The organism is Halopseudomonas sp. T1L2, from assembly GCF_055397385.1.
Window position 1 is genome coordinate 1,862,627 of sequence record NZ_AP040865.1, and the last position, 22,719, is coordinate 1,885,345.

Here is a 22,719-nt window from a genome sequence, read left to right on the forward strand (position 1 = left end):
CTATAGTAGGCAGTGCGGCGGAGCAGATGCTCCGACAGGCGATCCGACAAAACTTATAACACTGGAGCCACAGCATGAGCGCAGCCATTTTGCTACTGATCGGGCTGGGATTGATGACCCTGGGGTACTTCATCTACTCCCGTTTCATTGCCAACCGGATCTATCGCCTCGACCCGGATTTTCGTACGCCAGCGCACGAATTCGAGGATGGCATCGACTTCGTTCCGACCAACCGCTTTGTGCTGTGGGGTCACCATTTCACCTCCGTCGCCGGCGCCGCGCCCATCGTCGGGCCGGCCATTGCAGTCATCTGGGGCTGGCTTCCGGCCTTCATCTGGGTGGTGATGGGCACCATTTTCTTCGCCGGCGTCCACGATATGGGCGCGGTCTGGGCCAGTGTGCGCAACAAGGCCAAATCGGTCGGCTCGCTAACCGGCGACGTAGTGGGCAAGCGCGCCCGCAGCATCTTCATGATCGTGATTTTCCTGGTACTGCTGATGGTCAACGCCGTATTTGCGGTGGTCATCGCCAAGCTGATGATGAGCTTCCCGACTGCCGTATTGCCAGTCTGGGGTGCGATTGTCGTCGCATTGATCGTCGGCCAGCTGATCTATCGTCGCATGATCAGCCTGCCGGTCGTTTCAGTGGTTGGGGTCGTCGCGCTCTACGCGCTGATCTGGGCCGGCCCATCGGTACCGATTCAGATGCCGGCCGAGGTTGCAGGACTCTCGGGCAACGCCATCTGGATTCTGCTGCTGTTCCTCTACGCAGGCGTCGCGTCTGTGCTGCCGGTGTGGATGCTGCTGCAACCGCGTGATTACATCAACGGCCTGCAGTTGTTCGTCGGCCTGCTGATTCTGTACGGCGCAATCATGCTGCTGAACCCGGCGCTGGTCGCGCCGATGATCAATGACGACGTGCCGGCAGGCACCCCCTCGATTGTGCCGCTGCTGTTTGTCACCATCGCCTGCGGCGCCATTTCCGGCTTCCACGGGCTGGTGTCTTCCGGCACCACCTCCAAGCAGCTGAACAAGGAAACCGACGCCCGTTTCGTCGGCTACTTCGGTGCCATCGGTGAAGGCTGCCTGTCACTGGCAGCGATTCTGGTTGCCTGTGCCGGCTTTGCCAGCCTGACAGACTGGAAAGCCATGTACAGCGCCTTTGGCCAGGGCGGGGTCACCGCCTTCGTGCAGGGCGGCGCCTACGTCATCCACAACGGTCTGGGCCTGCCCGAAGTGACCGCCGCCACCCTGCTGACCGTAATGGCCGCCCTGTTCGCCGGCACGACCATGGATACCGGGCTGCGTCTGCAGCGCTATATCTTCCAGGAATGGGGCGAGATCTATCATCAGGAGTGGATGAAGAAGCCGCTGCCCGCCACCCTGCTGGCGATCGGCAGTTGCCTGCTGCTGGCCTTCGGCGCCGGCGGAGCGGACGGCTCCGGCGGCATGATCATATGGCCGCTGTTCGGCACCACCAACCAGTTGCTCGCCGGTCTGACCCTGCTGGTGATTACGGTGATGCTGGTGCACTACCGCCGCCCCATGTGGTACACCCTGCTGCCGCTGTGCTTCCTGCTGGTGATGACGGTGACCGCGCTGGTGATCCAGCTCAAGACCTTCTACGACCAGCAGAACTACTTCCTGCTTGCGCTGGATATCGTCGTGCTGATTGCCGCCATTCTGGTCGCGCTGGAGTGCGCTGCGGCGCTGAAACGGCACTTGGCACTGGCAGCAGCGGAGCAAGCCGATGGCCGCTGACCGTGGCGAGAAATGGCGCGCCTGGCTGAGTCAGGCGCGCTTCTTCCTGGAAGAGGCCTACAGCTCCCGCTACCGGGGCGCGATTGCCCGCAGCCGGCGTGACCACGATGACCTGTTCATGCTGCTGGTGTTCAGCGAGATGATGGGCGTACCCAACCCGGCTTCCTACTACACGCTGGAGCTGCAGCCGCTGCTGCTTGAACGCTTCCACGACTGGCACCGGCGCATGGGTATGGAACACTCGCCGCTGGACCATTTCCGCTGCTGCTGACCGGGAGAGTCGATATTTCCACTTCCAACCTTGACCTGCTGCACCGCCGCCTGCTGTGGGTCGGCGGCAAGGGCGGCGTCGGCAAGACCACGGTCGCTGCGGCGCTGGCCGTACTGGCGGCCAGCCGGGGGCAGCGCTGCCTGATCGTCTCGACTGACCCGGCGCACAGCCTGGGCGATGTGTTCGACCGCCCGCTGGATGATCGCCCCAGACGCCTGCTGCCCAATCTGGACGCGCTGGAAATCGACCCCGATGCCGAGGTGGACGCCCACCTGCAGCGGGTGATTGAGCAAATGCGCAAGCTGGCAGCACCTGAGATGCTGACTGAGCTCACCCGACAAATGCAGCTGACCCGCCATTCACCGGGCACCCAGGAAGCGGCACTGCTCGAGCGCATTGCCAGACTGGTCACCGCACCGCCGGACGACTACGACCTGATTTTCTTCGACACTGCCCCGACCGGGCACACCCTGCGCCTGCTCACCCTGCCTGAGGCCATGGCCGCCTGGACCGATGGCCTGCTCAGCCACAACCGCAAGTCCGCCGAGCTGGGCAAGGTGCTGCAGCACCTGACCCCGCGCAGCGGCCGTGATCTCAATAGCCCGTTTGACGATCCCAACGAGGATCCGCTGAGCGGTCTGGATCAGCGCACCCGCAGCGTTGCCGAAACCCTGCGCAACCGCAGGCGGCTGTTTCACCAGGCCCGCCGCCAGTTGGAGGATCCGGCAGACAGCGGTTTTCTGTTTGTGCTGACAGCCGAGCGGCTACCGATTCTGGAGACGGTACGGGCAGTAGAGAGTCTGCGGCAGGCGCAGATTCCGGTCGCTGCGGCGCTGGTCAACCGGGTCATACCCGACAGCGCCGACGGCCACTTCCTGCAGCAGCGTCGACTGCAGGAAGCCAGCTATCTGCAGCGAATTGATCGCGAGCTTGGCCACCTGCCGCGTCCGCAACTGCCCTGGCTGGAAACTGACGTGCAGGGCATCGGGATTCTCCAGCAGCTGGCGACACTGCTGGAGCAACAGGGGTTTTGAGCGTCGCTTAGCGCAAGCGCAGGGGCTGACCGGCCGCCTTGCGCTCGGCCTGCCACTGCTCCAGCGTCTGCGCCGCCTCTTCAGCCGAGAGCTGTCCGATGATCTTGAAGTAGTCCTGGCGCAGCGGATCAGCCATCACCTCGGCGCGCGGCTTGATACGGACCGCATAGACGGTCTGCAGGTTCTGATGGTCGAATGCACGCCAGGTCTGGGTATCCTTCAGCAGTTGATAGCTGTGCCCTTCCAGCGCACGAATCAGCCCTTCGCTCTCAAGCGACCCGCTGCGCTCAACCGCATCAGCCCACTGGTAGACAATGCTGTAAGCCGATGCGGCCGAGCTGGAAGGATAAGTCTGATAGCGTTCGGCAAAGGTGCTGACAAATTGCTCGCCCCGTTCAAAGCCGAACTCGCGCGGCACATTCCAGGTCCATGGCACCGCACCCAGCACACCGGCCATGACTGACGGCCCGGCCTGCTCGACCATGCTCAGGGTCAGATTGGGTACCACCACCTGCACATTCTCGAAGCCAAGCTGACGAACCAGGCCCATCGCCTTGACCATCTGATCACCAAAGAGCACCAGCACCAGCACCTCGGGCTCGGCAGCACGGGCCTGCTGCAGCGCCTCGCGCAGTTCACGCAGCGACGCATTCGGGAACGGTATCCGCACAGCTCCGTGCACCGCCACATCATCCGTGCCGGTAAAGTGGCGCATCGACTCCTCGGTGCTGTGGCCCCAGGTGTAGTCCGCGGTCACGTAGTAGTAGCGCTTGCCGGCGTACTGCTCCTGCAATTGTGCTGCCAGTACCCGCGCTGCCATCCAGGCGTTGTAGCTCTCGCGGAACATGTATCGCTGGCCATCGCGCCCGGTGGTGTCGTTGGAATAGGTCAGTGTGCCGAAATACAGCAGGCCACGATCGCGGGCCCGCTTGCCTGCGGCAATGGCCACGGCGCTGCTGGCACCGCCAAACAGCATGCGCGCGCCGGCATCGGCCAGTTCGTCAACATTGCGCACAGCCCGCTCGGGATTGGACGCACTGTCGCGCTCCAGCAGCTCCAGTGGACGTCCCAGCACCCCGCCGGCCTGATTAATCTCGTCCAGCGCCAGCATCGCCCCGCGCATCTGCATCAGGCCCTCCTGGGCATACTGGCCGGTGCGTGGCAGATTAAGACCAATGGCAATAGGCTCGGCCGCGCCGGCAAGGCCGGCCCAGAGCATGGCAAGACCAGCCAGGCAGCAGCGTACGGGTGAAATAGGATAAGTGGTCATGACAGGCGTCCTTGAATCAGCGAGAAACTCCGCAAAAGGCCGCATCATTCCACAGTAAGATGACATCCCGGCAGTGTCCTTTGGTCGCACCTGTATACATCTGCACACTGGCTGACCAGGCGGCGCAGTGCTATACAGAGTGTTTTTTGACCACCATGGAAGGTCGCCATGATGCCAGACAATACGTTGCTCGCCGATGCCCGCGCCATTTTGGCCGGTGCCCAGGACAAGATTGACCGGTTGCGCTCTATTGATCCGTTCTTTATCGACCTGTCGCTGCGCGAGAACCCGGTCGGCGCCCGGGTTGGTCAGACGCTGCAGGACAAGCTGGAGATCCTGCCAAAGCTGCGCGAATTCGGTTTTCGCAACATTCTGCTGGGCACCCTCGACTAAGCCATGCCCGACGAGCTGGAAGTCGACGACGACTTTATGATCTACCTGCGCGACCATCAGGTCGACATGAGCGGCTGCTACGCCTTTACCGATCTCGGGCTGGTCAACGACACCGGTGAATTCACGCCCTCGCCGTCGATGCTCAAATTGCGCGACTACCGCGTGCCCAATACGCTGCACGAGATCTACCTGAGCCGGGACGGTATGGCCGGCCAATACGACTTCGCTACCCTGCGTCGCAGCATTCCCGCCAGCATCGCCTGGCTGCAGCAAAACATCCGTGGCGATGACGGCGGCGCACCCAGGATCATGATCAACGTAGTCGATGGCTGCGATGCCTTCATCCAGAATCCTGACGAAACCATCGAGATACTGCAGTTGCTGGCACAGCAGCCGATCTTCGGGCTGAGCATGGAAGATGATCGAGGCACCTACCTGCCGTTCCAGGTTGGCGCCTTTGTCGCCGTCGCTCGCCGCTGTCTGCCTGCGCCACTCAAGTTGCTGGTACATATTAATGCCGGCGCAGGCGTCGAGAACGCCTCCGTCATCGAGGCCCTGCTCAACGGGGCAGACGGTGCCTGGGGCGGGCTACCCAAACGTGCTGCCATTATCGGCCATGCGTCTCTGGGGGAACTGATTGCGAATCTGGTTCGGGTCGGCAATCGGCACATGGCATCTACCTACCGGCTCGACCGGCTGCTGCCGCTGGCGACCCGCCTGCAGGTACTGGACGAAGAGGAAGCGGTACCTGACGACCTGCCAATTCTCGGCAATAACGCCTACCGGCTGCCGCTGAGCTTCTTCCGCCAACGTCCCGACCGCTTCATGGATCTGGTTCCCCAGGCCATCGGTGGCAGCTATGGTTACCGCATCTGCCCGGTTGTCAGCGATGCACCCGTGATTGCCGGGCGCTTGGCAGAGGTCACCGGACAGCCTGCCGACAGCTTCGCCCAGCCTGTTCTGGAGCAAATGATCCGGCTGATGCGCCGCGACTTGCGCGCCGGCCAGCGCATCGTCTATGACCAGCCGGCCAAGCTGCTGACGCTGTATCAGCGCGCACGGCAGACAGCAGGCAATACGTCATCAGGTGTAACGCCAAGTGATGGCCAACTGGCATGAAGCATGCTTACATTCAGCACTGAACAAAAAAACGTCAACAGGATACGGGTATGAGCGACATCGCCACCGAGATAGCCCACGACAGCGCGGTCTATAAGACACTGCTCGAATCAACCAAGGCCATTCCCTGGAAGATCGACTGGAAGACCATGACCTTCGCCTACATCGGCCCGCAGATCGAACACCTGCTGGGCTGGACACAGGACAGCTGGATCAGCGCCGACGACTGGGCCAACCGCATGCATCCGGAGGACCGCGAGTGGGTAGTGAACTTCTGCATATCCCAGTCCCAGGCCGGAACCGATCACGAAGCCGACTACCGGGCACTTACTGCCGACGGCGAGTACGTGTGGATTCGCGACGTGGTTCATGTGGTACGTGACGAGGATGGCGAGGTTGAGGCCCTCATCGGCTTCATGTTCGACATCAGCGAGCGCAAGAAAACCGAAGAACGCCTGAAAACCCTGCAAAAGGAACTGGAGGAGCTGTCTTTCAAGGACGGCCTGACCGGCGCCGCCAACCGTCGCATGTTCGACTCCATTCTGCAGCTGGAATGGACCAATGCCCGGCGCAACGGCCAGCCGCTGTCGGTCATTCTGCTCGATATCGACTACTTCAAGCAGTACAACGACCACTACGGCCATATCAGCGGCGACGACTGCCTTAAACGGGTTGCCCAGGCATTGAGTGGCGCCGCAGCGCGTTCGCGCGATTTCTTTGCCCGCTACGGCGGTGAAGAGTTCGTACTGGTGCTGCCGGAGACCGACGCCAAGGCTGCCGAGCGCGTGGCAGAGCGTTGCCGCTCGCTGATTTTCAAGGAGCAGATTCCCCACGCCAACTCGGAAGCGGGCCAGATTCTGACTGTCAGTATGGGCATTGGCACCATTGTGCCCGGTCAGCATGACGACCCACGGGCCTTCCTCGACGCCGTGGATCGCAGCCTGTATCAGGCCAAGCAGCAGGGCCGCAACCGTATCGTCAACGGCGCCTGACTCAGCCCGCCGTTGTCAGCATCGGCTGCACCAGCAGCCACGCCGAGTACAACCCCAGCAGCAGGAATGCCAGGGCGGTAATGCGGCGGATCAGGGTCAGCGGCAGGCGCTCTGCCGCGACATTACCCAAAATCACCACCGGTACGTTGGCCAGCAGCATGCCAACGGTCGTGCCCAGAACTACCCAGACGTAGGCATCGAATTGCGCAGCCAGCACCACCGTTGCGATCTGGGTCTTGTCACCCATCTCCGCGAGGAAGAAGGCAATGACGGTCGCAACGAACGCGCCATAACGCCCAACCGGTGGCGCGTCGTCTTCATCCAGTTTGTCGGGAATCAACGTCCAGGCGGCAACCGCCAGAAACGACACAGCAAGAATGGCGTGCTGCCAGGTGTCGTTCAGGTAGTCGGCAACCAGTTGGCCGATGGCACCGGCCATCGCGTGATTGGCCACAGTCGCCACCAGAATACCCCAGATGATTGGCCACGGCCGGCGAAAACGCGCCGCCAGCAGCAGTGCCAGCAGTTGGGTCTTGTCGCCGATCTCAGCCAGCGTGACGATCCCGCTCGATACGAAAAAAGCTTCCACGGAGGTTCCAGAAGAGGGCGGGATTACGGTTCCATTGACACACGACTACCCCCGCCCTCGGCTGGTGGTCGCGTGTCAAAGGTCTCGTCAAACCCGATACCGCATTGAGCGGTGGAGGGTCGCAAACGCCATGATCTGCGGATCAACTATGTTGACGTTTGCCGGTGCAAGCAGGCGCTTGCGCAGAGGCTACTCCCCTAAGACGGGCGCAACTATAACGGCAAAGGCCGGCTGAATCAACCCGGCGCGACCGCCGAGTAGACCTTGAACCGGTTGTTCTCACGCAACACCTGACAGGGCCCAATGTGCTCCTCGATCAGCGGCGGGTAACGCAAAAAGCCGTTGGCAACGATGCGCAACTCTCCTCCCGGCTGCAGGTTACGGGTCACCTGCTCGAAGAAGCGTTCGGCGATGCTGGTGTCCTGACGGATACCGGTATGAAACGGCGGGTTGCTGATAACCGCGGCAAAGCGGCCGTGTACGTCACTCAGCCCGTCGGAGGCATGCACCTCGGCCGCAACGCCGTTGAGCGCCAGCGACTGCCGCGCGCAGTAAATGGCTAGCGCATCGATATCGACCAGTTCAAACCGGCAACCCGGGTTACGCCGCGCCATGACCAGCGACAGCACGCCAGAGCCACAGCCAAAATCCAGCACCCGGCCGGCCGGCAGCGCCTGTTGCTCGGCCAGCAACAGCTCGCTGCCCTCGTCCAGTCGGCCATGACTGAACACGCCCGGCAGACTGACCAGTTGCAGCGGCTGATCGTCAAACCTCAACTCGTACTGCTGCCGCCAGTCCTCAAGCCGGAATGGCGCAACCGGCTGATCGACGATCACCCGCCAGAGCTGACAATGCCGCGCCGAATCAAGTTTCTCCGGGTGCGCTCCATAGCGGCCCAGCAGTTTCTCCGCCCGGGTAATGCCGCCCTTCTTTTCGCCAACCAGATAGACCGGCTTGCCCTGCGCCAGCAACGGCAGCATCTGCGCCAGCGCATACTCGGCGCGCTCAATTGCCTTGGGCATGACCAGAATCGCCGCATCAAGCTCATCGACCTGCGGACACAGATGGGAGAACACCAGCCGCTCTTCCGGCAGCGCACCAGCCAGCCCGCGGCTGCTGGCGTAGTCCCAGCACCAGAGCGTCCAGTCGGCCTCAAGGCTGCGGGTCAGCCCATCTGCCGCAGGATTGACCAGCAGCAGGCGCTGACCGCGAAACAGCTCGGCGCTGCGCTCAAGTATCTGGCTGGTGTTGTCCATCGGGCTCTCCGCTGATTGGTGCAAAGGGGCGCATTGTAAGGGATGTACTGATTTAGTGCGCGGCTCAAGTACCACGCGGCTTGGCCCGGCGTGTGGGCTCCGCCTGCAGCGGATCATCCGGCCAATGGTGCTTTGGGTAACGGCCCTTCATGTCTTTTTTAACCTCGGCGTAACTGCCCTTCCAGAAGCCGGCCAGATCCTGAGTGACCTGCACCGGACGCTGGGCCGGTGACAGCAGATGCAGTTTCAGTACCTGCCGGCCGCCAGCAATACGCGGGGTGTCGGCGCTGCCGAACATCTCCTGCAGACGCACCGCCAGCACCGGCGGCGTCTCGCTGTAATCGATGCGAATCCGCGAGCCGGTCGGCACCGTCCAGTGGTTCGGCGCCTGCTCGTCCAGCTCCTTGGGCAGTGGCCAGGGCAGTAATCCGGCGAGAATATTGCCCAGCTCCAGGTTGGCGAAATGCGCCAGCCGGTTGACCTTGTCCAGATAGGGTGCCAACCAGTCTTCCAGAGTGGCGAGCAGGGCCTCGTCCGACAGGTCGGGCCAGCGGCTATCATTGCCCTGCGCCAGATCCAGCTCGCGCAGCAACTGCACCCGCGCCTGCCACTGCCGCTGCTCCGGTGTCCACGGCAGCAAGTTAATGCCTTGCCTGCGCACCACATCGCAGAGCGCGCGCTGGCGTTGTTCGGGCGCCACTTGCGGCAGCGCCTTGCGCTGCCAGATCAGCTCGCCGATGCGCTGCTGCCGTTCGGCCAGCAGGGTTTCACTGCGGCTGTCCCACTCCAGCGTATCGCGTTCGCTCAGCAGCACCGGTTCAACCGCCAGCAGACGCGCCACATTCAGCTCGGCAGCCATAAAAATCCGCGCCTGACGCTGGCCGCCCTGCCCGCCCAGCGCCGCCACCGCCAGCCATTCGGATTGCTGAAGGCGGTCAACCTCGGCAAACCCGGCTGAACGACCATTGGCCAGACGGTAGTCGGCGCCGGCTGCACCGCGGCGCTGCGCGATACGGTCCGGATAGGCCAGCGCCAGCAGCACGCCGTGCCAGTCGTCGTGCTGCGGGTCACTGACCGGATCGGTGGCCGGCAACCGGGCGAGCAGACGCGACCATTGCTCAACCAGACGCTTGGCGCGCTGCAATGCGCCGCGGTCTACATCCGCGCCGCGCGGGTCGTCAAACAGCGCCAGACGTACACTCAGATCGGCATTGTCGGCGCGGCGCAGCAGATCGCGCTCATCGACTATCGCCGCGATGCGGGCGGCCAACTTGGCCAGCCCAAGGCGCTGCCCCTCCACCAGCATATGCGCCAGCCGCGGGTGCATCGGTAAACCGGCCAGCACGCGCCCGTGCTCGGTGAGCTGCCAGTTAGCGCCATCGCGCTGCAAGGCACCGAGCCGTTCCAGCAGCTCACGCCCCTGATCCAGCGCGGCGGTTGGCGGCGGGTCCAGCCATACCAGCTCATCGGGCTGCTGCACGCCCCACTGCGCCAGCTGCAGTGCCAGCGGTGCGAGATCGGCCTGCAGTATTTCAGCATCGCGCTGCGCCGCCAGCTGCTCGTGCTGCTGGGCCGACCACAGCCGGTAACAGACGCCGGGCTCCAGGCGCCCGGCCCGGCCAGCGCGCTGCTCGGCGGCGGCGCGCGACACCCGTCGGGTCTGCAATGCGCTCATGCCCGACAGCGGATCAAACGCCGCCTCACGCGACAGGCCGGCATCCACCACCACGCGAATGCCCTCGATGGTCAGACTGGTCTCGGCAATGGCGGTCGCCAGCACGATTTTGCGCTGACCCGCCGGTGCCGGTTCGATGGCACGGCGCTGAGCAGCGAGATCCAGGTCGCCATACAGCGGCGTGAGCAGCACGTTCTGCTGCTCGCCCAGCGCCTCTTCCAGCCGCGCCAATACCCGGCGGATCTCGGCCATGCCCGGCAGAAACACCAGCACGCTGCCGCTTTCCTCGTCCAGTGCGCGCAGCACGGTGTGCACCACCTCGGCATCATTCGGGCGCCCCAGGGTTGCCGGTGCGCCATAGCGAATATCCACCGGATACTGACGCCCCTGGCTGGTAATAATCGGAGCGTCATCCAGCAGACGGCTGACGCCCTCTGCATCAAGCGTCGCCGACATGACCAGCAGCCGCAGCGGCGGATCATCCCGCAGGTACTGCTGGGTCTGTACGCAGAGCGCCAGACCCAGATCGGCATCCAGGCTGCGCTCCGTGATTTTGCCACTTGCACAATTTTATCATTTTTGCACTAATTCACTAAATAAAGCCATTTCGAGCGTGAAAAGCCATGAAAAGTGATCTGACAATTATCAAAAGCGGCTTTTCTTTGGTGAACTACCCTTTTCTGGTGCTGCCCCCGGATGTCGTAGCCCTCATGGCTCGTTGTGGCACGAAGGTTCCAAAGGGGCTTGCACCCTGCATGCCCCCGGTTACAAAGCTGCTCGAGGCTTACTGTCACCTAACAGGAAGCGAGGTCACATACCTATCCCTCTCGTCCCCTTCTTTTTCAGTCATCGCAAAGGGATTTTTGGGCTCCCTCTTAGATGAATCACTAATTTCGGTGGGCTATCAAACTAGGGCGAAATATCGCAGGACTTTCCTTTTACTCCTTGCAGAAATGCGTCATGAGATACCACTTCTGCCGGAGTTAGTGAGCTCGGAGCAGTCGGATAAAAGCAATCACTCTCAGTGGGAGAAACAGAAAGAAAGCCTGAACCCCAAACTGATTCGCTACTGGAATGGATGGAGTGTAAGGAGCCAAAAAGCGACGGCTTATTTACCGATATGCCTGGTTTGGAACGCGTACGGTGAGGAATTTGCGGAGGTAATCTACACGCGATATTGCCAAGACGCAGCTAAGAGAATAGCACCAGCACATACCGAGTTCAGTTTGTTCCTTGTATTTATTGCTGACAATGCAGACTTGTACTCTGCTTTGAGCTTCCAGAATCCATTAGAGCTGAATGAGATTTTTACCAGATTCATGATATTCAATTTCATGCGAGCACTAGAGAACGGAACAGACATCTCCAGCAAAGCAAGGCATTACTCGAAGTTTATTACCCTGATAACTGAAACATATATTACCCCAGGAGTATGGGCAAGACCTTTTAGTAACGAACTACCGCGCCCAATTGCCCAGTGCCGCCCAGGCACTCATACAAATATCAGAAAGGGCATAGATGGAACGCCAATCAAAAACAAATTAATCACAGAGATCCCAATACACATTACAGATTCAGACGCAATCGAAATCCTATTCAAAAATATAGACCGTGACATAAAGCTATCCACCACCTGGGCCAAGACTAAACTTTCAGAGCTGCGCAAAGACACACTAAAAAAGGAACGACTAGCTTCTACAGGGGAACCTATTCACGGCGGAAATACGCAAAAAAAATCGATCTCCGAATGCGGAGAAGACAATCTTTGTGCGACTTTAAAGTGCTATGACCTAGCGCACATCCGTAAAAACCGAGAAAAAATAATTGGCTCTTCGTCGAGAATAGAACTAGCGAAACTTTTTTCCATCCCCACCATCGAGCATCATTTTGCATTACAAGTATTACTTACGCACGCCTATCCGAAACTGACAGACAGCCTCTTTGAGAATTTTGAACTCTATGATAAAAGAGGTAATTTATTTGGTTTTTTAAAGCTTGATTCTGGATACCAGCTAACTGGATACAAGGATCGCAGAGGCCCCAATCTAAGCGAGATCAAAATTCTTCTGACACCGCGCCAAGCAGCATTGGTTCGGCGCCTGATAGTAGCGACCCAGCCCCTACGCGATGAGCTCCGAAAAGCCGGGGACGATGCATGGCGGTTCCTATTTCTTCACGCAGCCAGGTCAATTAGATACCCATCTCGACCAAAGACATTGACGCTAAATAACGCAACGCTTAAGCAGAAGCAAGAGTTAGTGGCAGAGTTCGCAGAGGCGAATAACATAAATCACGAAGAGAGCCATAGCCTTCTGCTGAGACTGTCATTGACCACTCTCCGGGCCTCCAGCGCCGTCCAGATTTTCTTAAAAACCGGTAGTGCGGAGGATATGTCCCAAGCTTTAGGTCACGCTGCCTACAACTCATCTCTACTAAGCAGATACCTGCCTGAGCCCATCCTTGCATTCATTCAGACTCGCTGGATCAGAGCCTTCCAGAGAGGAATCATTTGCAAGGCTATGGCAGGTAGCCCTCGACTGCTTGAAGCGACTCGCTTCGAGAGCATGGATAAGCTTCATGAGTTTCTTTCGAACCATGCACTACGTGACATTCCACAGCACCTGCAAAATCCCGATTATCCTTACAAGAATCCATCAACAAGCCCAAAAGAACAGGTCGCCAACGAATCCAAAGTACTGATATCAATTGATGTCGGTCTGCTCACCATACTGACCTCTCTAAGCGACGCCGTATTTGCAGCCAAAGACAGATCAACGCTTTGTCCCAAAGCTATTTATTGGTCGCGACTTACGAATTTGATCATTCGCGAAATTGAAGAAGGTTATAACAGCGACCTCCAAGAACAGCTAGATATAGCCCGGCGCAATGCTGATCCTTCACAGATGGAAATTCTAATTCATGCAACTACCACCTGAACTATCGTTCATAGCACCACTCCTAGTTGAGCCAAGCCAACTATATCGCAAGGCGAACTGGCTCCTAAGTGATTTCGATGATACGAACTGGACGTACAGCTTTGATTTTGACGAACCTAAACATCTCGACTGGAACATCCAACTCGACGACGGGAGCACCTTGACGGATCGAAAGAACGAAAAGTTACTACTTGGTTTCAAATACTATCTAACGTCTAGCACTCGCACCACCTCAGGCTATCACAATGAAACCAACTCGCGAGATCAGCAACTTAGAGAATTTCGAGGCGTCTGCCATGTAATTGACTATTTATTGATCCACAGCAAACGCTACCAACTCGGAAAGTATGGGCTGGAAGGTCTCACCGCCGGAAATCTCATCGAAATCCTAGAAGCTATTTCTTCAAACCCATTGATTTCAGAATCCATTTACGAATGGAATAAGCGACTTACAAGGTACTGCCTTGACCTACTATCTAAAACTGAATCACACCGGGTTTCGTGGAGGCCTCAACTCTTGAGAGAATGAGGCATGAAGAAATCCAATAGCTACTCCCCTGAAGTCCGTGAACGTGCTGTGCGCATGGTTCTGGAGAACTTGAAGGACTACCCATCCGAGTGGGCAGCCATCGAATCCATTGCACCCAAGATTGGTTGTGTTCCGCAGACACTGCATGGCTGGGTGCGCAAACACCAGACCGACAACGGCCAGCGACCCGGTCAGACGACTGAGGAACGGGATCGTATCAAGGCCTTGGAGCGCGAGAACCGTGAGCTGCGTAAAGCGAACGAGATCCTCCGCCTGGCCAGTGCTTATTTTGCCCAGGCGGAGCTCGACCGCCGCAACAAACCCTGAACGCCTTCGTTGACGAGTACCGTGACCGTTACGGGGTCGAGTCGATCTGCCGCGTGGTGCAGATCGCTCCGTCCGGTTACTACCTGCATGCAGCACGTGCTCGACAGCCTGAGCGGCGAAGCACTCGCGCCCAACAGGATGATCTGCTGTGTGAGGACATCAAGCGTGTATGGGAGGACAACATGCAGTGCTACGGCGTCGTGAAAGTCTGGAAGCAACTCAGGCGCGACAAGGTGCACGTTGCCCGTTGTACCGTTGCGCGGCTGATGCGCCGCTTGGGATTGCAGGGCGTCCGGCGCGGCCAGGTAGTTCGTACCACGGTGCCTGATGGCAAAGCCGTCTGTCCGCTCGACAAGGTTCAGCGCCAGTTCAATGCTGACCGTCCCAATCAGCTTTGGGTTTCAGACTTTACATACGTATCAACGTGGCAGGGCTGGCTCTATGTAGCTTTTGTTATCGATGTTTTCGCACGACGCATCGTCGGCTGGCGTGTGAGCAACAGCATGAAAACGGAATTCGTGCTCGATGCCCTGGAGCAAGCACTCTACGCCCGGCAGCCAAGCCACACGGACAGTCTGATCCACCATAGCGATAGGGGTAGTCAGTACGTCTCTATTCGTTATACGGAGCGTCTCGCTGAGGCTGGAATAGAGCCCTCTGTTGGTAGCAAAGGAGACAGCTACGACAACGCCTTGGCGGAAACCATCAATGGCTTGTACAAAGCGGAATTGATTTACCGGCAGTCCTGGCGGAGCCGCGAAGCCGTCGAAATCGCCACCTTGAAGTGGGTTCACTGGTACAACCACCAACGGCTACTGAGCTCGATTGGATATATACCGCCGGCAGAAGCTGAGGCAAACTTCTACCAGCAACACACCGGTCAGGCCATGGCCGCCTGACTTAAACGAAATGGTCTCCATGAAACCCGGTGTGATTCAAGATACCGATCTCTACCATCCGAACTTGTGTTCAATTCAATTCGCAACGCAATTGAGTTTCATCTAGATTATGGCACCCCACTAATAGAATCTTTTTGCCGGATTGCCATTGAGTGCAAGAACCGGGGTTTGAGCCCATCATCTCTAACTCAGGATGAAATTAAAGACCTTCTGAACCCTGAGATATCGGCCCTCGGCGTCAATCGCCTTTCACTATCAATTCGCCCAAAAGGAACAGGCCACAACAGGCTGGGAGTTAAAGGAATTAAAGAAGAGTACTTTGCCAACCTAAGAAACAACGTGGGCCTTTATGAACTTCTATCCGTGTACATAGGCTGCGCTCAACTAGTTACCGGCGTTTTATCCGCTAGGCGGGTAAGTGAGATGTACAGTCTTCCAGCTGACGACTGCCTAGATAGTACTGAAGAGTGGTTAATATTCAGCCTTGCCAAGAGCACTCGCCATTTATTTGGCATGCGCCGCAAGGAATCTCGCCCAATCGAGCCAATTGCGGTCGATATGATAAAAAATCTAATTAAGATGCAGAAGATACTTAAACGTGCCGGATATTTACACAGGCGGCGGCAAAAACTGAGTGCAACACCTGACCTTTCCGGTACGGTGCAGCCCTATGTCTTATTCCGAACTCAGCGTTGAAGAGCGTGCCACCATTCAAGTTAGTCATGCCCAAGGCCTCAGCTTGCGCAGGATTGCCTGCTTGATCAACCGATCCCCTTCGACGGTCAGCCGAGAGATGCGCCGCAATCGAGATGCAGCTGGCAGCTACTCGGCCCGCGTGGCTCAGCAGCGGATGAAGGTCCGCCGCCAGGCTTGTCGACCCATGCGAAAGCTGCTGCCAGGTAGTGAGCGCTTTGAACTGGTGATCCATATGCTGCGCCAGCGTTTGTCTCCCGAGCAGATTGCCGGCAAGCTGCGCAGTATGAACATACCCAGTCTTAGAGATGCCTACGTCTGTCGCGAGACGATCTACAACGCGATTTATGCCCTGCCCGTCGGTGAGCTGCGCAAGGAGTTGATCCTTCGTTTGCGCCAAGGCAAGACGACACGTAGACCACGCCTTGGCGGTGTGGATCGGCGCGGGCAGATTCCAGAGATGGTCAGCATTCACTTGCGCCCGCCGGAAGTTGAAGACCGACTGATGCCGGGGCATTGGGAAGGCGACCTTATTAAGGGTAAGGCTAACGCCTCGTCTGTAGGTACGCTGGTGGAGCGCACTAGTGGCTACCTGATGCTGGTGAAGATGAACGACGCGACGGCGACCTCGGCAATGGAGGGCTTCAGCGCCGCCCTCAATAACATGCCGCTGGCGATGCGCAAGAGCATGACCTACGACCAGGGCAGGGAAATGGCACAGCACGCCGAGATCACCCAGAGAACCGGTGTGGCGATCTACTTCTGTGACCCGCACAGCCCTTGGCAGCGCGGCAGCAACGAAAACATTAATGGCCTGATCCGCCAGTACCTGCCCAAGGGCACTGACTTGTCGGTACATAGCCAAGAAGAACTGGATGCCATTGCGTTTCAACTGAACATGCGTCCACGTAAGCGCTTCGATTTCAAATGTCCTATCGAAGTCATGAGCGAAGTGATGCAGAAAGCCTTGGCTATGCAATATGATGCTCCTGCGTCAATTCAATAACCGTGTTGCACTCAGCTCCTGCAACCGCCACAGAATTCATCGTCTTTTCTCAGTACCACACCTCAAGGGCGCAGCCACTTTAACTGATTGCAGTGTGCATGTTTACAATAGAAACCTTGATCTCTTCTGCGATTACTTTGAGATCCCATTGGATTCAGCAGGCAGGCGGCCATATTTCCGACAGCACCAATTGCGCCGTTTTTTCGCCATGCTCTTCTTTTATTGTGGTAGCTTCGCCAAAATTGACACGCTACGCTGGATGCTTGGCCAGACCGATCCACAGCATGTGTACCGATATATCAAGGAGTCTATAGATGGCTCAGTCTTGGCAGGCTCTAAAGCCCATTATGTAGCTGAGCAACTACACCAAGGCTGTATCGAGAATTTTATCGAGCTTGCTGGTCTTCTTAAAGATAAATATGGCACAGATGACTTCAGCCTTATTGACACAAATGAGCTGGAAGATCAAATTTTTGATCTAATTAAAGAAGGCTGGATCGAGATTGAACCTGAGTTCTTCACCGACAATATTGGCAAACAGTTTAAAGTGATTGCTCGACTCATCCGCACAAAGGAAGCAGAATGAGAAAATCAAACTCGAAGAGCGCTCTAATACTGGAGGGCCTAAAGGCCCTTCAAGCGTTATTGGTGCAAATTAATCAGATGCCTGAAAAATTTAGCTCAGATACGGAGCTGCGCGCTGCGCTGAAAACACAGGGAGGCCTCGCCAACCTTGCGCGATCAGTTGATATGGGGCAAGGCGAATTCAAATCCACATCCCCTGTCAGCCTGAATACCTTGAAGACACATGCTAATGAAAACCTAGTCGGCGGATTCCGATCTCTCGACAATCTCCGCACCAAAGCTATCGACGCTCTACATCGTTCAGATAAACAAGAGCAGCGCGCTAACAAAAGAAGCAAATCTGGTCTCACACTAAAAGTCCACCAGCTAGAGCAAGAGCTCGAAATGCAGCGGCAGACTAATGTGATTCTTCTACAAGCGCTTAGCGAAAGCATGCACCAGTTTACAAGTATCAGGGATGCTTCTAGCGACAGTATCCGAGCTAAACGAACCGATGATGCACTTCAAATACTCCGCGCCATAACAAGCATGGCCATTCCTCCCTTCAACATCCTACCGACCCCTACCGAAACATCTAACCCATCGACGGTAGTTACAAATATAGATCACTATCGAAAAAGGTGAACCGTGCCCATACCTGAAAAGCGAAAGCTCTATTATTTACTGGGGGAGTTTCAAGCTTTTAGTCACTTCTCGGTTGGTCGATTGAGCACCCGCGACGCAACCAACATGCCATTTATTATTTGGCCTAACGGTTCACCTTGTTTAATTGGCAACCTGTATATGCACTCACTTTTGCTTAGAAAAGGACGCGGAAGGCAAGGGTTATCTCGTAAAGGGCAGAAAGGCGGATCGATGGGTGATTACGCAGCCAAGGTTAGCCAATTAGTCCGACTACTCTATAGAGACAAGCTTGACCCCATCAATTTGAACGACGGTCGATTTTCGGATTACATTGCTGAAATTCGTAAAGAAACTTCTTCCTACAATCCATCACAGCCTAAAAAGTCCCAGAACTCTGTTATATCCACAGGTCGTATATGGTTAGATTTTTTATCATTCGTAGGCAGATTCCATGGCGAAAATCAATTTGTGTCGGAAACCGGCTCCATTAGAGCACACCAGGAATGCCACAAGACCACATCAAAGACCGGAAAGTTAATAGTTAAATATTATCTACATCATCACTCTTTTGGTAGTAGGCGCAGACCCCACAGAAGAGATCCAGTTTCGCAAGAACAGATTGGGCTCCTAAAAGCCGCTATTCGAAAATGCAAATCACCTTCTTTCGTTAAAGTCAGAATGGGATGCCTTATTGATTTACTTAACGACACCGGGGCCCGGCGGGAGGAGATTGCTAATTTACGGGTTGAGGATGTTCTTAGAGCTATGCAAATGGAGCATCCACTTTTGAGACTTGACACGCTAAAGCGTGAAGAAGGAGCAGAACGCTTCGTACCAGTTTTTATCACCGCACTTAAGAAGCTGCGACAATACATTGACGTTGAACGTCGAAAAATAATGCGCAGTGTCTACAAGGATGGCCAAGATCACGGGTACTTCTTCGTGTCTGAAACGACCGGGCGGCGACTCACAAGCGCGGCGATCTCAAATGAGATATTAACGCTCCGAAAGCTCGCCGGCATCAAGGCCCAAGTGACAGCTCACATGTTCCGTCACGCCTTCATCACTAACCTATTCAAACTGTTCATTCAGCGGCATCAACTCACAAACGTTGACGAGTTTCGGCGAGCGCTACTGGATAGTCAGACATTCATCGCAGAGATCACAAGCTGGACGGGTCACCTAGATAATAAGTCTGTCGAGCACTACATTCACGTCGCGTTCGGTGACCTATCGAACTACAAAGAAACAGTCAGTTCAGTACACCTAGTCATGGCCATACATAAGTACATGGCCGAGCAAAAGGAACTGCGCGCCATGCTGGAAGAGGGTATGCCAGTCGACGAGTATGCAAGGAAATCTCGGGCCCTTGAAGACATGGCAGAGAAGGACTTTTTGATTGCTGAGCAGCGTGAATCCGCGTTATTCAGACAGAAGAAAGGGGGCTCTTGATAGCCCCCACCTTGATCAACTCCCCCTCGGTTTCGCCCTTGCAGTTGGCTCTGCTTCCATTGGATCATCTGGCCACCAGTGCTTCGGATATCGGCCCTTCAGATCCTTCTTCACTTCCAGGTAGGTGCTGCGCCAGAAGTTCGCGAGATCCTGTGTCACCTGCACCGGTCGCCGTGCCGGCGATAGCAGGTGCAGTTTGATCGGCAGCTTTCCGGCAGCAATACGGGGCGTATCCGCTAGCCCAAACATCTCCTGGAGCCGTACAGCCAGCACTGGCGGTGACTCGCTGTAGTCCAGCCTTATCGACGACCCTGACGGCGCCTTAATATGCGTAGGAGCCAGTTCATCTAACTCCTTCGACAGCTGCCAGGGAAGTGCACCGCGCAGAATGGAGCCGAGGTCTAACAGTCCGAAATGGCTCAGCCGGCTGACGTTACTAAGGTAGGGAAGGAGCCACTGTTCAAGTGTCGCCATCAACGCTGCATCCGACAAATCAATCCATTTGCTCTGCCCTTGCTGTGCCATATCCAGATCACGCAAAAGCGCCACACGTGCCTGCCACTGGCGTAGCTCAGGCGTCCAAGGCAGCAACTCCAGCCCCTTCTTGCGAACCAACCCCAGAAGCGCGCGACTACGCGCATCAGCATCGAGCTCCTTCAGCGGCACTCGACTCAACACCAGCTCACCCAACTTGCGCTGCCGCTCAGCGACCAACGCCCCTGCACGCTCATCCCAGTCGAGCTCGTCGACAACTGTCACCTGCTCTGCGAGCACGCTTTCAAACAACGCAGGATCGAGGTCGGTCGCGAGGTAGATGCGCTCTTCACGCTGGCCCTGCCGGCTACCCAGTTCCGCCACTACCAACCAGGAGCGCTTCATCAGCGCATCAGGCTCAGTGAACATGGCCGCGCGCCCATTGGCGAGCCGGTACTCTCCTCCTCCCGCACGGCGCTGCTGAGCCACACGGTCGGGATAAGCCAGCGCCAATAGACAGCCAAGCCAGCGAGGATGCGCAGGATCAGCTACAGCCTCGGTAACGCTTCCGCGTTGGTAACTCCGATACTGACGAGCCAACTGCTTAATTCTTTGTGCCGCCCCCTGCGCATAACGCGGCAAACGCTGACTCCCTTCCAGTATTGCGAGCCTGCTGTGCAGATCAGCCCCACCACCAGGCAGCACATCACGCTCACCTAGCAGCGCCGCCACATCGCAAGCGAGCGCCCCTAGCCCCAACGCATGCCCGCGCAGCAGCAAGTGAGCAATACGGGGATGTGCAGGCACCTCTGCCATCGCCTGGCCATGAGAACTCAAACGACCATTCACCTCAAAAGCCCCGAGCCGACCCAGCAGATCTCGCGCCTGAGCGAAGGCCGACGCAGGCGGCACATCGAGCCATTTCAATTGATCCGGCGTAACACCCCAGCGAGCCAGTTGCAACGCAAGGCTAGCAAGATCGGCCTGATGGATCTCAGGCGCCCCGTAAGCAGCAGCCTGCTCGTGCTGGGCTTGAGAACAAAGGCGATAACACACACCCGGCTCCAAGCGCCCAGCACGCCCAGCACGCTGAATAGCACTCGCTTGCGAAATACGCTGTGTCGCAAGGCGGGTCATGCCGCTAACTGGATCAAACCGTGGCACCCGCTCAAGGCCCGAGTCGATCACCACCCGCACACCCTCAATGGTCAGACTCGTCTCGGCGATGTTGGTCGCGAGGACAACCTTACGCTTACCTGTCGGCGCCGGCTCGATAGCCGCGCGCTGGGCATTCAGGTCAAGTTCGCCATGAAGCGCGCACAACAGAAGGTCATCACGTCCAGCGAGCTTTTCGCTGAGCTCCTGATGCACGCGGCGAATTTCAGCCTGACCTGGTAGGAAGACCAAGATGCTGCCCTGCTGATCATGAACAGCATCGAGGCACGCTCGAATGACCTTAGGCTCGATGTAATCACCCGCCTGGTAGGGTTGCCCCCAAACCGTCTCAACGGGGAACATGCGTCCTTCACTGGTCACGACCGGTGCGTCGGCCAGGAGATTCGAAAGCCGCGCCCCTTCAAGGGTGGCCGACATCACCAGAAGCTTGAGCGGCTGCTCGTCACGGAAAAGCTCCCGGCCACTTAAGCACAGGGCGAGAGCTAGATCAGAGTCCAAGCTCCGAAGATGGAACTCATCGAAGATGACGAGACCGACCCCCTCCAGCGAAGGGTCATCCTGGAGCCTACGGGAAAGGATCCCTTCGGTGACCACCTCGATCCGCGTGCGCGGGCCGACGCGACTCTCCAGACGGATGCGATAGCCAACCGTCTCACCGACCTTCTCGCCCAACTCATCGGCCATGCGTTCAGCAGCGGCCCGTGCAGCTACTCGACGGGGCTGAAGCATCAGGATGCTCAGCCCGCCTAACCACCCTTCGTTGAGCAGTGCAAGGGGAACGCGTGTGGTCTTACCGGCACCAGGCGGCGCCTGCAATACGACGGAGTCGTGGCCGGTCAGGGCCTGGCGCAGTGAGGGGATTGCGGCATCGATGGGCAGCTGGATCATGTTGGCTCCAAATCAAGCTGCCCAGTATAAAGAAGCGCGCAAGGCCAAGCATAGCGGCGCTCCTATCATCTTGGGCAACGCGGCGGTGCAAGCCTTTTCAACGCAGCCGCGCTTTAATGATGCGGAGCTGGCAGCGCTGAAAGCGGCGATTGATCCAACATCACTCAGTCTTGTGGGGGTATCAATTGGCAGCTCTGGCGAACTGGTAGATGCTAAAGGCCGAAACATACATAAGCCAGGCTTCTGCGACGCCATCGAAAAGGTGCTGTCTGTGCAGGCAAAATGAACTGGTCTTCGGACAGCAGACGGCGGAACAAACCCTCAAGGCATTCACCACTTGCTGGGCATTGAAGCTGGGCGACGAATTTCAAGAAGCTATAAGGCGCAAGCACTTGGCTTGCTTAAACTTGGTGATCTTCGTCGAGAGCAAAGTATTGAAAGGGCTAACTATTCTGAGAGGGAACGCCGTATCGCGCCCGCGCTGCAGCCACAAGCTCCTCAGAAGATATGCGGCCTTGTACGTAATCATCAATTTTTGATGCTAAGTATTTGCTGATGCAAACGCCGGACAAGTCGTTTGTCGCTTGGACGTGGGCTGCTTGCGAACGTCGTCTATCCAACTGTTGGTTTTGCGACATCTCGGATCCCCGCTGTAATAACTGGCGCAAGGATCATAACAACTCAACGCCTCATAATGGTCAAGACAAGGCGAGTGTGTTGTGTGCACTCGGCGCGCGGGTAACTCAAGGTCGTGATTTTGACGTCGGACAT

At 57.3% G+C, this 22,719-nt stretch carries 18 protein-coding genes, 1 pseudogene, 1 riboswitch and 1 other annotated feature; of the genes and pseudogenes, 14 read left to right on the forward strand and 5 right to left on the reverse strand.

Annotated elements, in window-relative coordinates:
* The first annotated feature begins 74 nt into the window (after positions 1-74).
* Genes ACZ5WQ_RS08700 through ACZ5WQ_RS08710 form a run of 3 tightly spaced genes read left to right on the forward strand, consistent with a single transcriptional unit; the run spans position 75 to position 3,065 of the window.
* Complete coding sequence (locus ACZ5WQ_RS08700) at positions 75-1,760, forward strand: carbon starvation CstA family protein (RefSeq protein WP_269686955.1); 1,686 nt, start codon at positions 75-77, stop codon at positions 1,758-1,760.
* Positions 1,750-2,031, forward strand: coding sequence for a cory-CC-star protein (locus ACZ5WQ_RS08705; RefSeq protein WP_088273516.1), 282 nt, complete (start codon positions 1,750-1,752; stop codon positions 2,029-2,031). The genes ACZ5WQ_RS08700 and ACZ5WQ_RS08705 overlap by 11 nt, the downstream gene beginning before the upstream one ends.
* A gap of 53 nt (positions 2,032-2,084) precedes the next feature.
* Positions 2,085-3,065 carry an ArsA family ATPase gene (locus ACZ5WQ_RS08710; protein WP_464383638.1) on the forward strand — a complete coding sequence of 327 codons (981 nt, stop codon included), beginning with the start codon at positions 2,085-2,087 and terminating at the stop codon, positions 3,063-3,065.
* 7 nt (positions 3,066-3,072) lie between these two features.
* Here ACZ5WQ_RS08710 and ACZ5WQ_RS08715 read toward each other — a convergent pair whose 3' ends face one another.
* A complete protein-coding gene (locus ACZ5WQ_RS08715; RefSeq protein ID WP_373314994.1) occupies positions 3,073-4,335 on the reverse strand; it encodes an ABC transporter substrate-binding protein in 1,263 nt (420 codons plus the stop codon).
* Positions 4,336-4,503: 168 nt separating this feature from the next.
* On the opposite strand from ACZ5WQ_RS08715, the gene ACZ5WQ_RS08720 reads away from it, so the two are divergent.
* The 3 genes from ACZ5WQ_RS08720 to ACZ5WQ_RS08730 are packed head-to-tail and all read left to right on the forward strand — an operon-like array spanning position 4,504 to position 6,839.
* Positions 4,504-4,728 carry a hypothetical protein gene (locus ACZ5WQ_RS08720; RefSeq protein WP_464383580.1) on the forward strand — a complete coding sequence of 75 codons (225 nt, stop codon included), beginning with the start codon at positions 4,504-4,506 and terminating at the stop codon, positions 4,726-4,728.
* Between the two features lie 3 nt (positions 4,729-4,731).
* A complete protein-coding gene (locus tag ACZ5WQ_RS08725; protein WP_464383581.1) occupies positions 4,732-5,847 on the forward strand; it encodes a beta/alpha barrel domain-containing protein in 1,116 nt (371 codons plus the stop codon).
* A 50-nt stretch (positions 5,848-5,897) separates the two neighbouring features.
* The gene (locus ACZ5WQ_RS08730) at positions 5,898-6,839 is read left to right on the forward strand and encodes a GGDEF domain-containing protein (RefSeq protein WP_269686953.1); all 942 of its coding nucleotides are present in this window, start codon (positions 5,898-5,900) and stop codon (positions 6,837-6,839) included.
* 1 nt (position 6,840) lies between these two features.
* Here ACZ5WQ_RS08730 and ACZ5WQ_RS08735 read toward each other — a convergent pair whose 3' ends face one another.
* From ACZ5WQ_RS08735 to hrpB (ACZ5WQ_RS08745), 3 genes and pseudogenes are all read right to left on the reverse strand, one after another.
* Positions 6,841-7,428, reverse strand: coding sequence for a TMEM165/GDT1 family protein (locus ACZ5WQ_RS08735; protein ID WP_088273512.1), 588 nt, complete (start codon positions 7,426-7,428; stop codon positions 6,841-6,843).
* A 25-nt stretch (positions 7,429-7,453) separates the two neighbouring features.
* Positions 7,454-7,638, reverse strand: a riboswitch (yybP-ykoY riboswitch).
* Positions 7,639-7,664: 26 nt separating this feature from the next.
* The gene (locus tag ACZ5WQ_RS08740; RefSeq protein WP_233048298.1) at positions 7,665-8,684 is read right to left on the reverse strand and encodes a class I SAM-dependent methyltransferase; all 1,020 of its coding nucleotides are present in this window, start codon (positions 8,682-8,684) and stop codon (positions 7,665-7,667) included.
* A gap of 64 nt (positions 8,685-8,748) precedes the next feature.
* Positions 8,749-10,905 (reverse strand): annotated as a pseudogene (hrpB, locus tag ACZ5WQ_RS08745) (ATP-dependent helicase HrpB); the annotation flags it as partial.
* A gap of 77 nt (positions 10,906-10,982) precedes the next feature.
* Here hrpB (ACZ5WQ_RS08745) and ACZ5WQ_RS08750 point away from each other — a divergent pair.
* The 7 genes from ACZ5WQ_RS08750 (at position 10,983) to ACZ5WQ_RS08780 (ending at position 19,410) form a co-directional block, all read left to right on the forward strand.
* Complete coding sequence (locus ACZ5WQ_RS08750; protein ID WP_464383582.1) at positions 10,983-13,295, forward strand: hypothetical protein; 2,313 nt, start codon at positions 10,983-10,985, stop codon at positions 13,293-13,295.
* Between the two features lie 532 nt (positions 13,296-13,827).
* A protein-coding gene (locus ACZ5WQ_RS08755; protein ID WP_228246832.1) for an IS3 family transposase occupies positions 13,828-15,050 on the forward strand; the annotation gives its coding sequence in 2 pieces (ribosomal slippage) (positions 13,828-14,113 and positions 14,113-15,050; 1,224 coding nt in all).
* Positions 14,106-14,222, forward strand: a sequence feature (AL1L pseudoknot). It overlaps the preceding gene by 117 nt.
* 168 nt (positions 15,051-15,218) lie before the next feature.
* Positions 15,219-15,746: a hypothetical protein gene (locus ACZ5WQ_RS08760; protein WP_464383583.1), complete on the forward strand. Its 528-nt coding sequence runs from the start codon at positions 15,219-15,221 to the stop codon at positions 15,744-15,746.
* Positions 15,721-16,749 (forward strand): IS30-like element ISPsp4 family transposase, encoded by a 1,029-nt coding sequence (locus ACZ5WQ_RS08765; protein ID WP_464382270.1) that lies wholly within the window; start codon positions 15,721-15,723, stop codon positions 16,747-16,749. Before ACZ5WQ_RS08760 ends, ACZ5WQ_RS08765 begins: the two co-directional genes overlap by 26 nt.
* Positions 16,724-17,335, forward strand: coding sequence for a hypothetical protein (locus ACZ5WQ_RS08770; protein ID WP_464383584.1), 612 nt, complete (start codon positions 16,724-16,726; stop codon positions 17,333-17,335). The genes ACZ5WQ_RS08765 and ACZ5WQ_RS08770 overlap by 26 nt, the downstream gene beginning before the upstream one ends.
* Positions 17,332-17,958 carry a hypothetical protein gene (locus tag ACZ5WQ_RS08775; protein WP_464383585.1) on the forward strand — a complete coding sequence of 209 codons (627 nt, stop codon included), beginning with the start codon at positions 17,332-17,334 and terminating at the stop codon, positions 17,956-17,958. Before ACZ5WQ_RS08770 ends, ACZ5WQ_RS08775 begins: the two co-directional genes overlap by 4 nt.
* A 3-nt stretch (positions 17,959-17,961) precedes the next feature.
* On the forward strand, positions 17,962-19,410 hold the full coding sequence (locus tag ACZ5WQ_RS08780; RefSeq protein ID WP_464383586.1) for a tyrosine-type recombinase/integrase: 1,449 nt from the start codon (positions 17,962-17,964) through the stop codon (positions 19,408-19,410).
* A 15-nt stretch (positions 19,411-19,425) separates the two neighbouring features.
* Here ACZ5WQ_RS08780 and hrpB (ACZ5WQ_RS08785) read toward each other — a convergent pair whose 3' ends face one another.
* A complete protein-coding gene (gene hrpB / locus ACZ5WQ_RS08785; protein ID WP_464383587.1) occupies positions 19,426-21,948 on the reverse strand; it encodes an ATP-dependent helicase HrpB in 2,523 nt (840 codons plus the stop codon).
* On the opposite strand from hrpB (ACZ5WQ_RS08785), the gene gmtX reads away from it, so the two are divergent.
* Positions 21,932-22,234: a gamma-mobile-trio protein GmtX gene (gene gmtX, locus ACZ5WQ_RS08790; protein ID WP_464383588.1), complete on the forward strand. Its 303-nt coding sequence runs from the start codon at positions 21,932-21,934 to the stop codon at positions 22,232-22,234. The two genes, hrpB (ACZ5WQ_RS08785) and gmtX, sit on opposite strands and share 17 nt — an antisense overlap.
* The last annotated feature ends 485 nt before the right edge of the window (positions 22,235-22,719 follow it).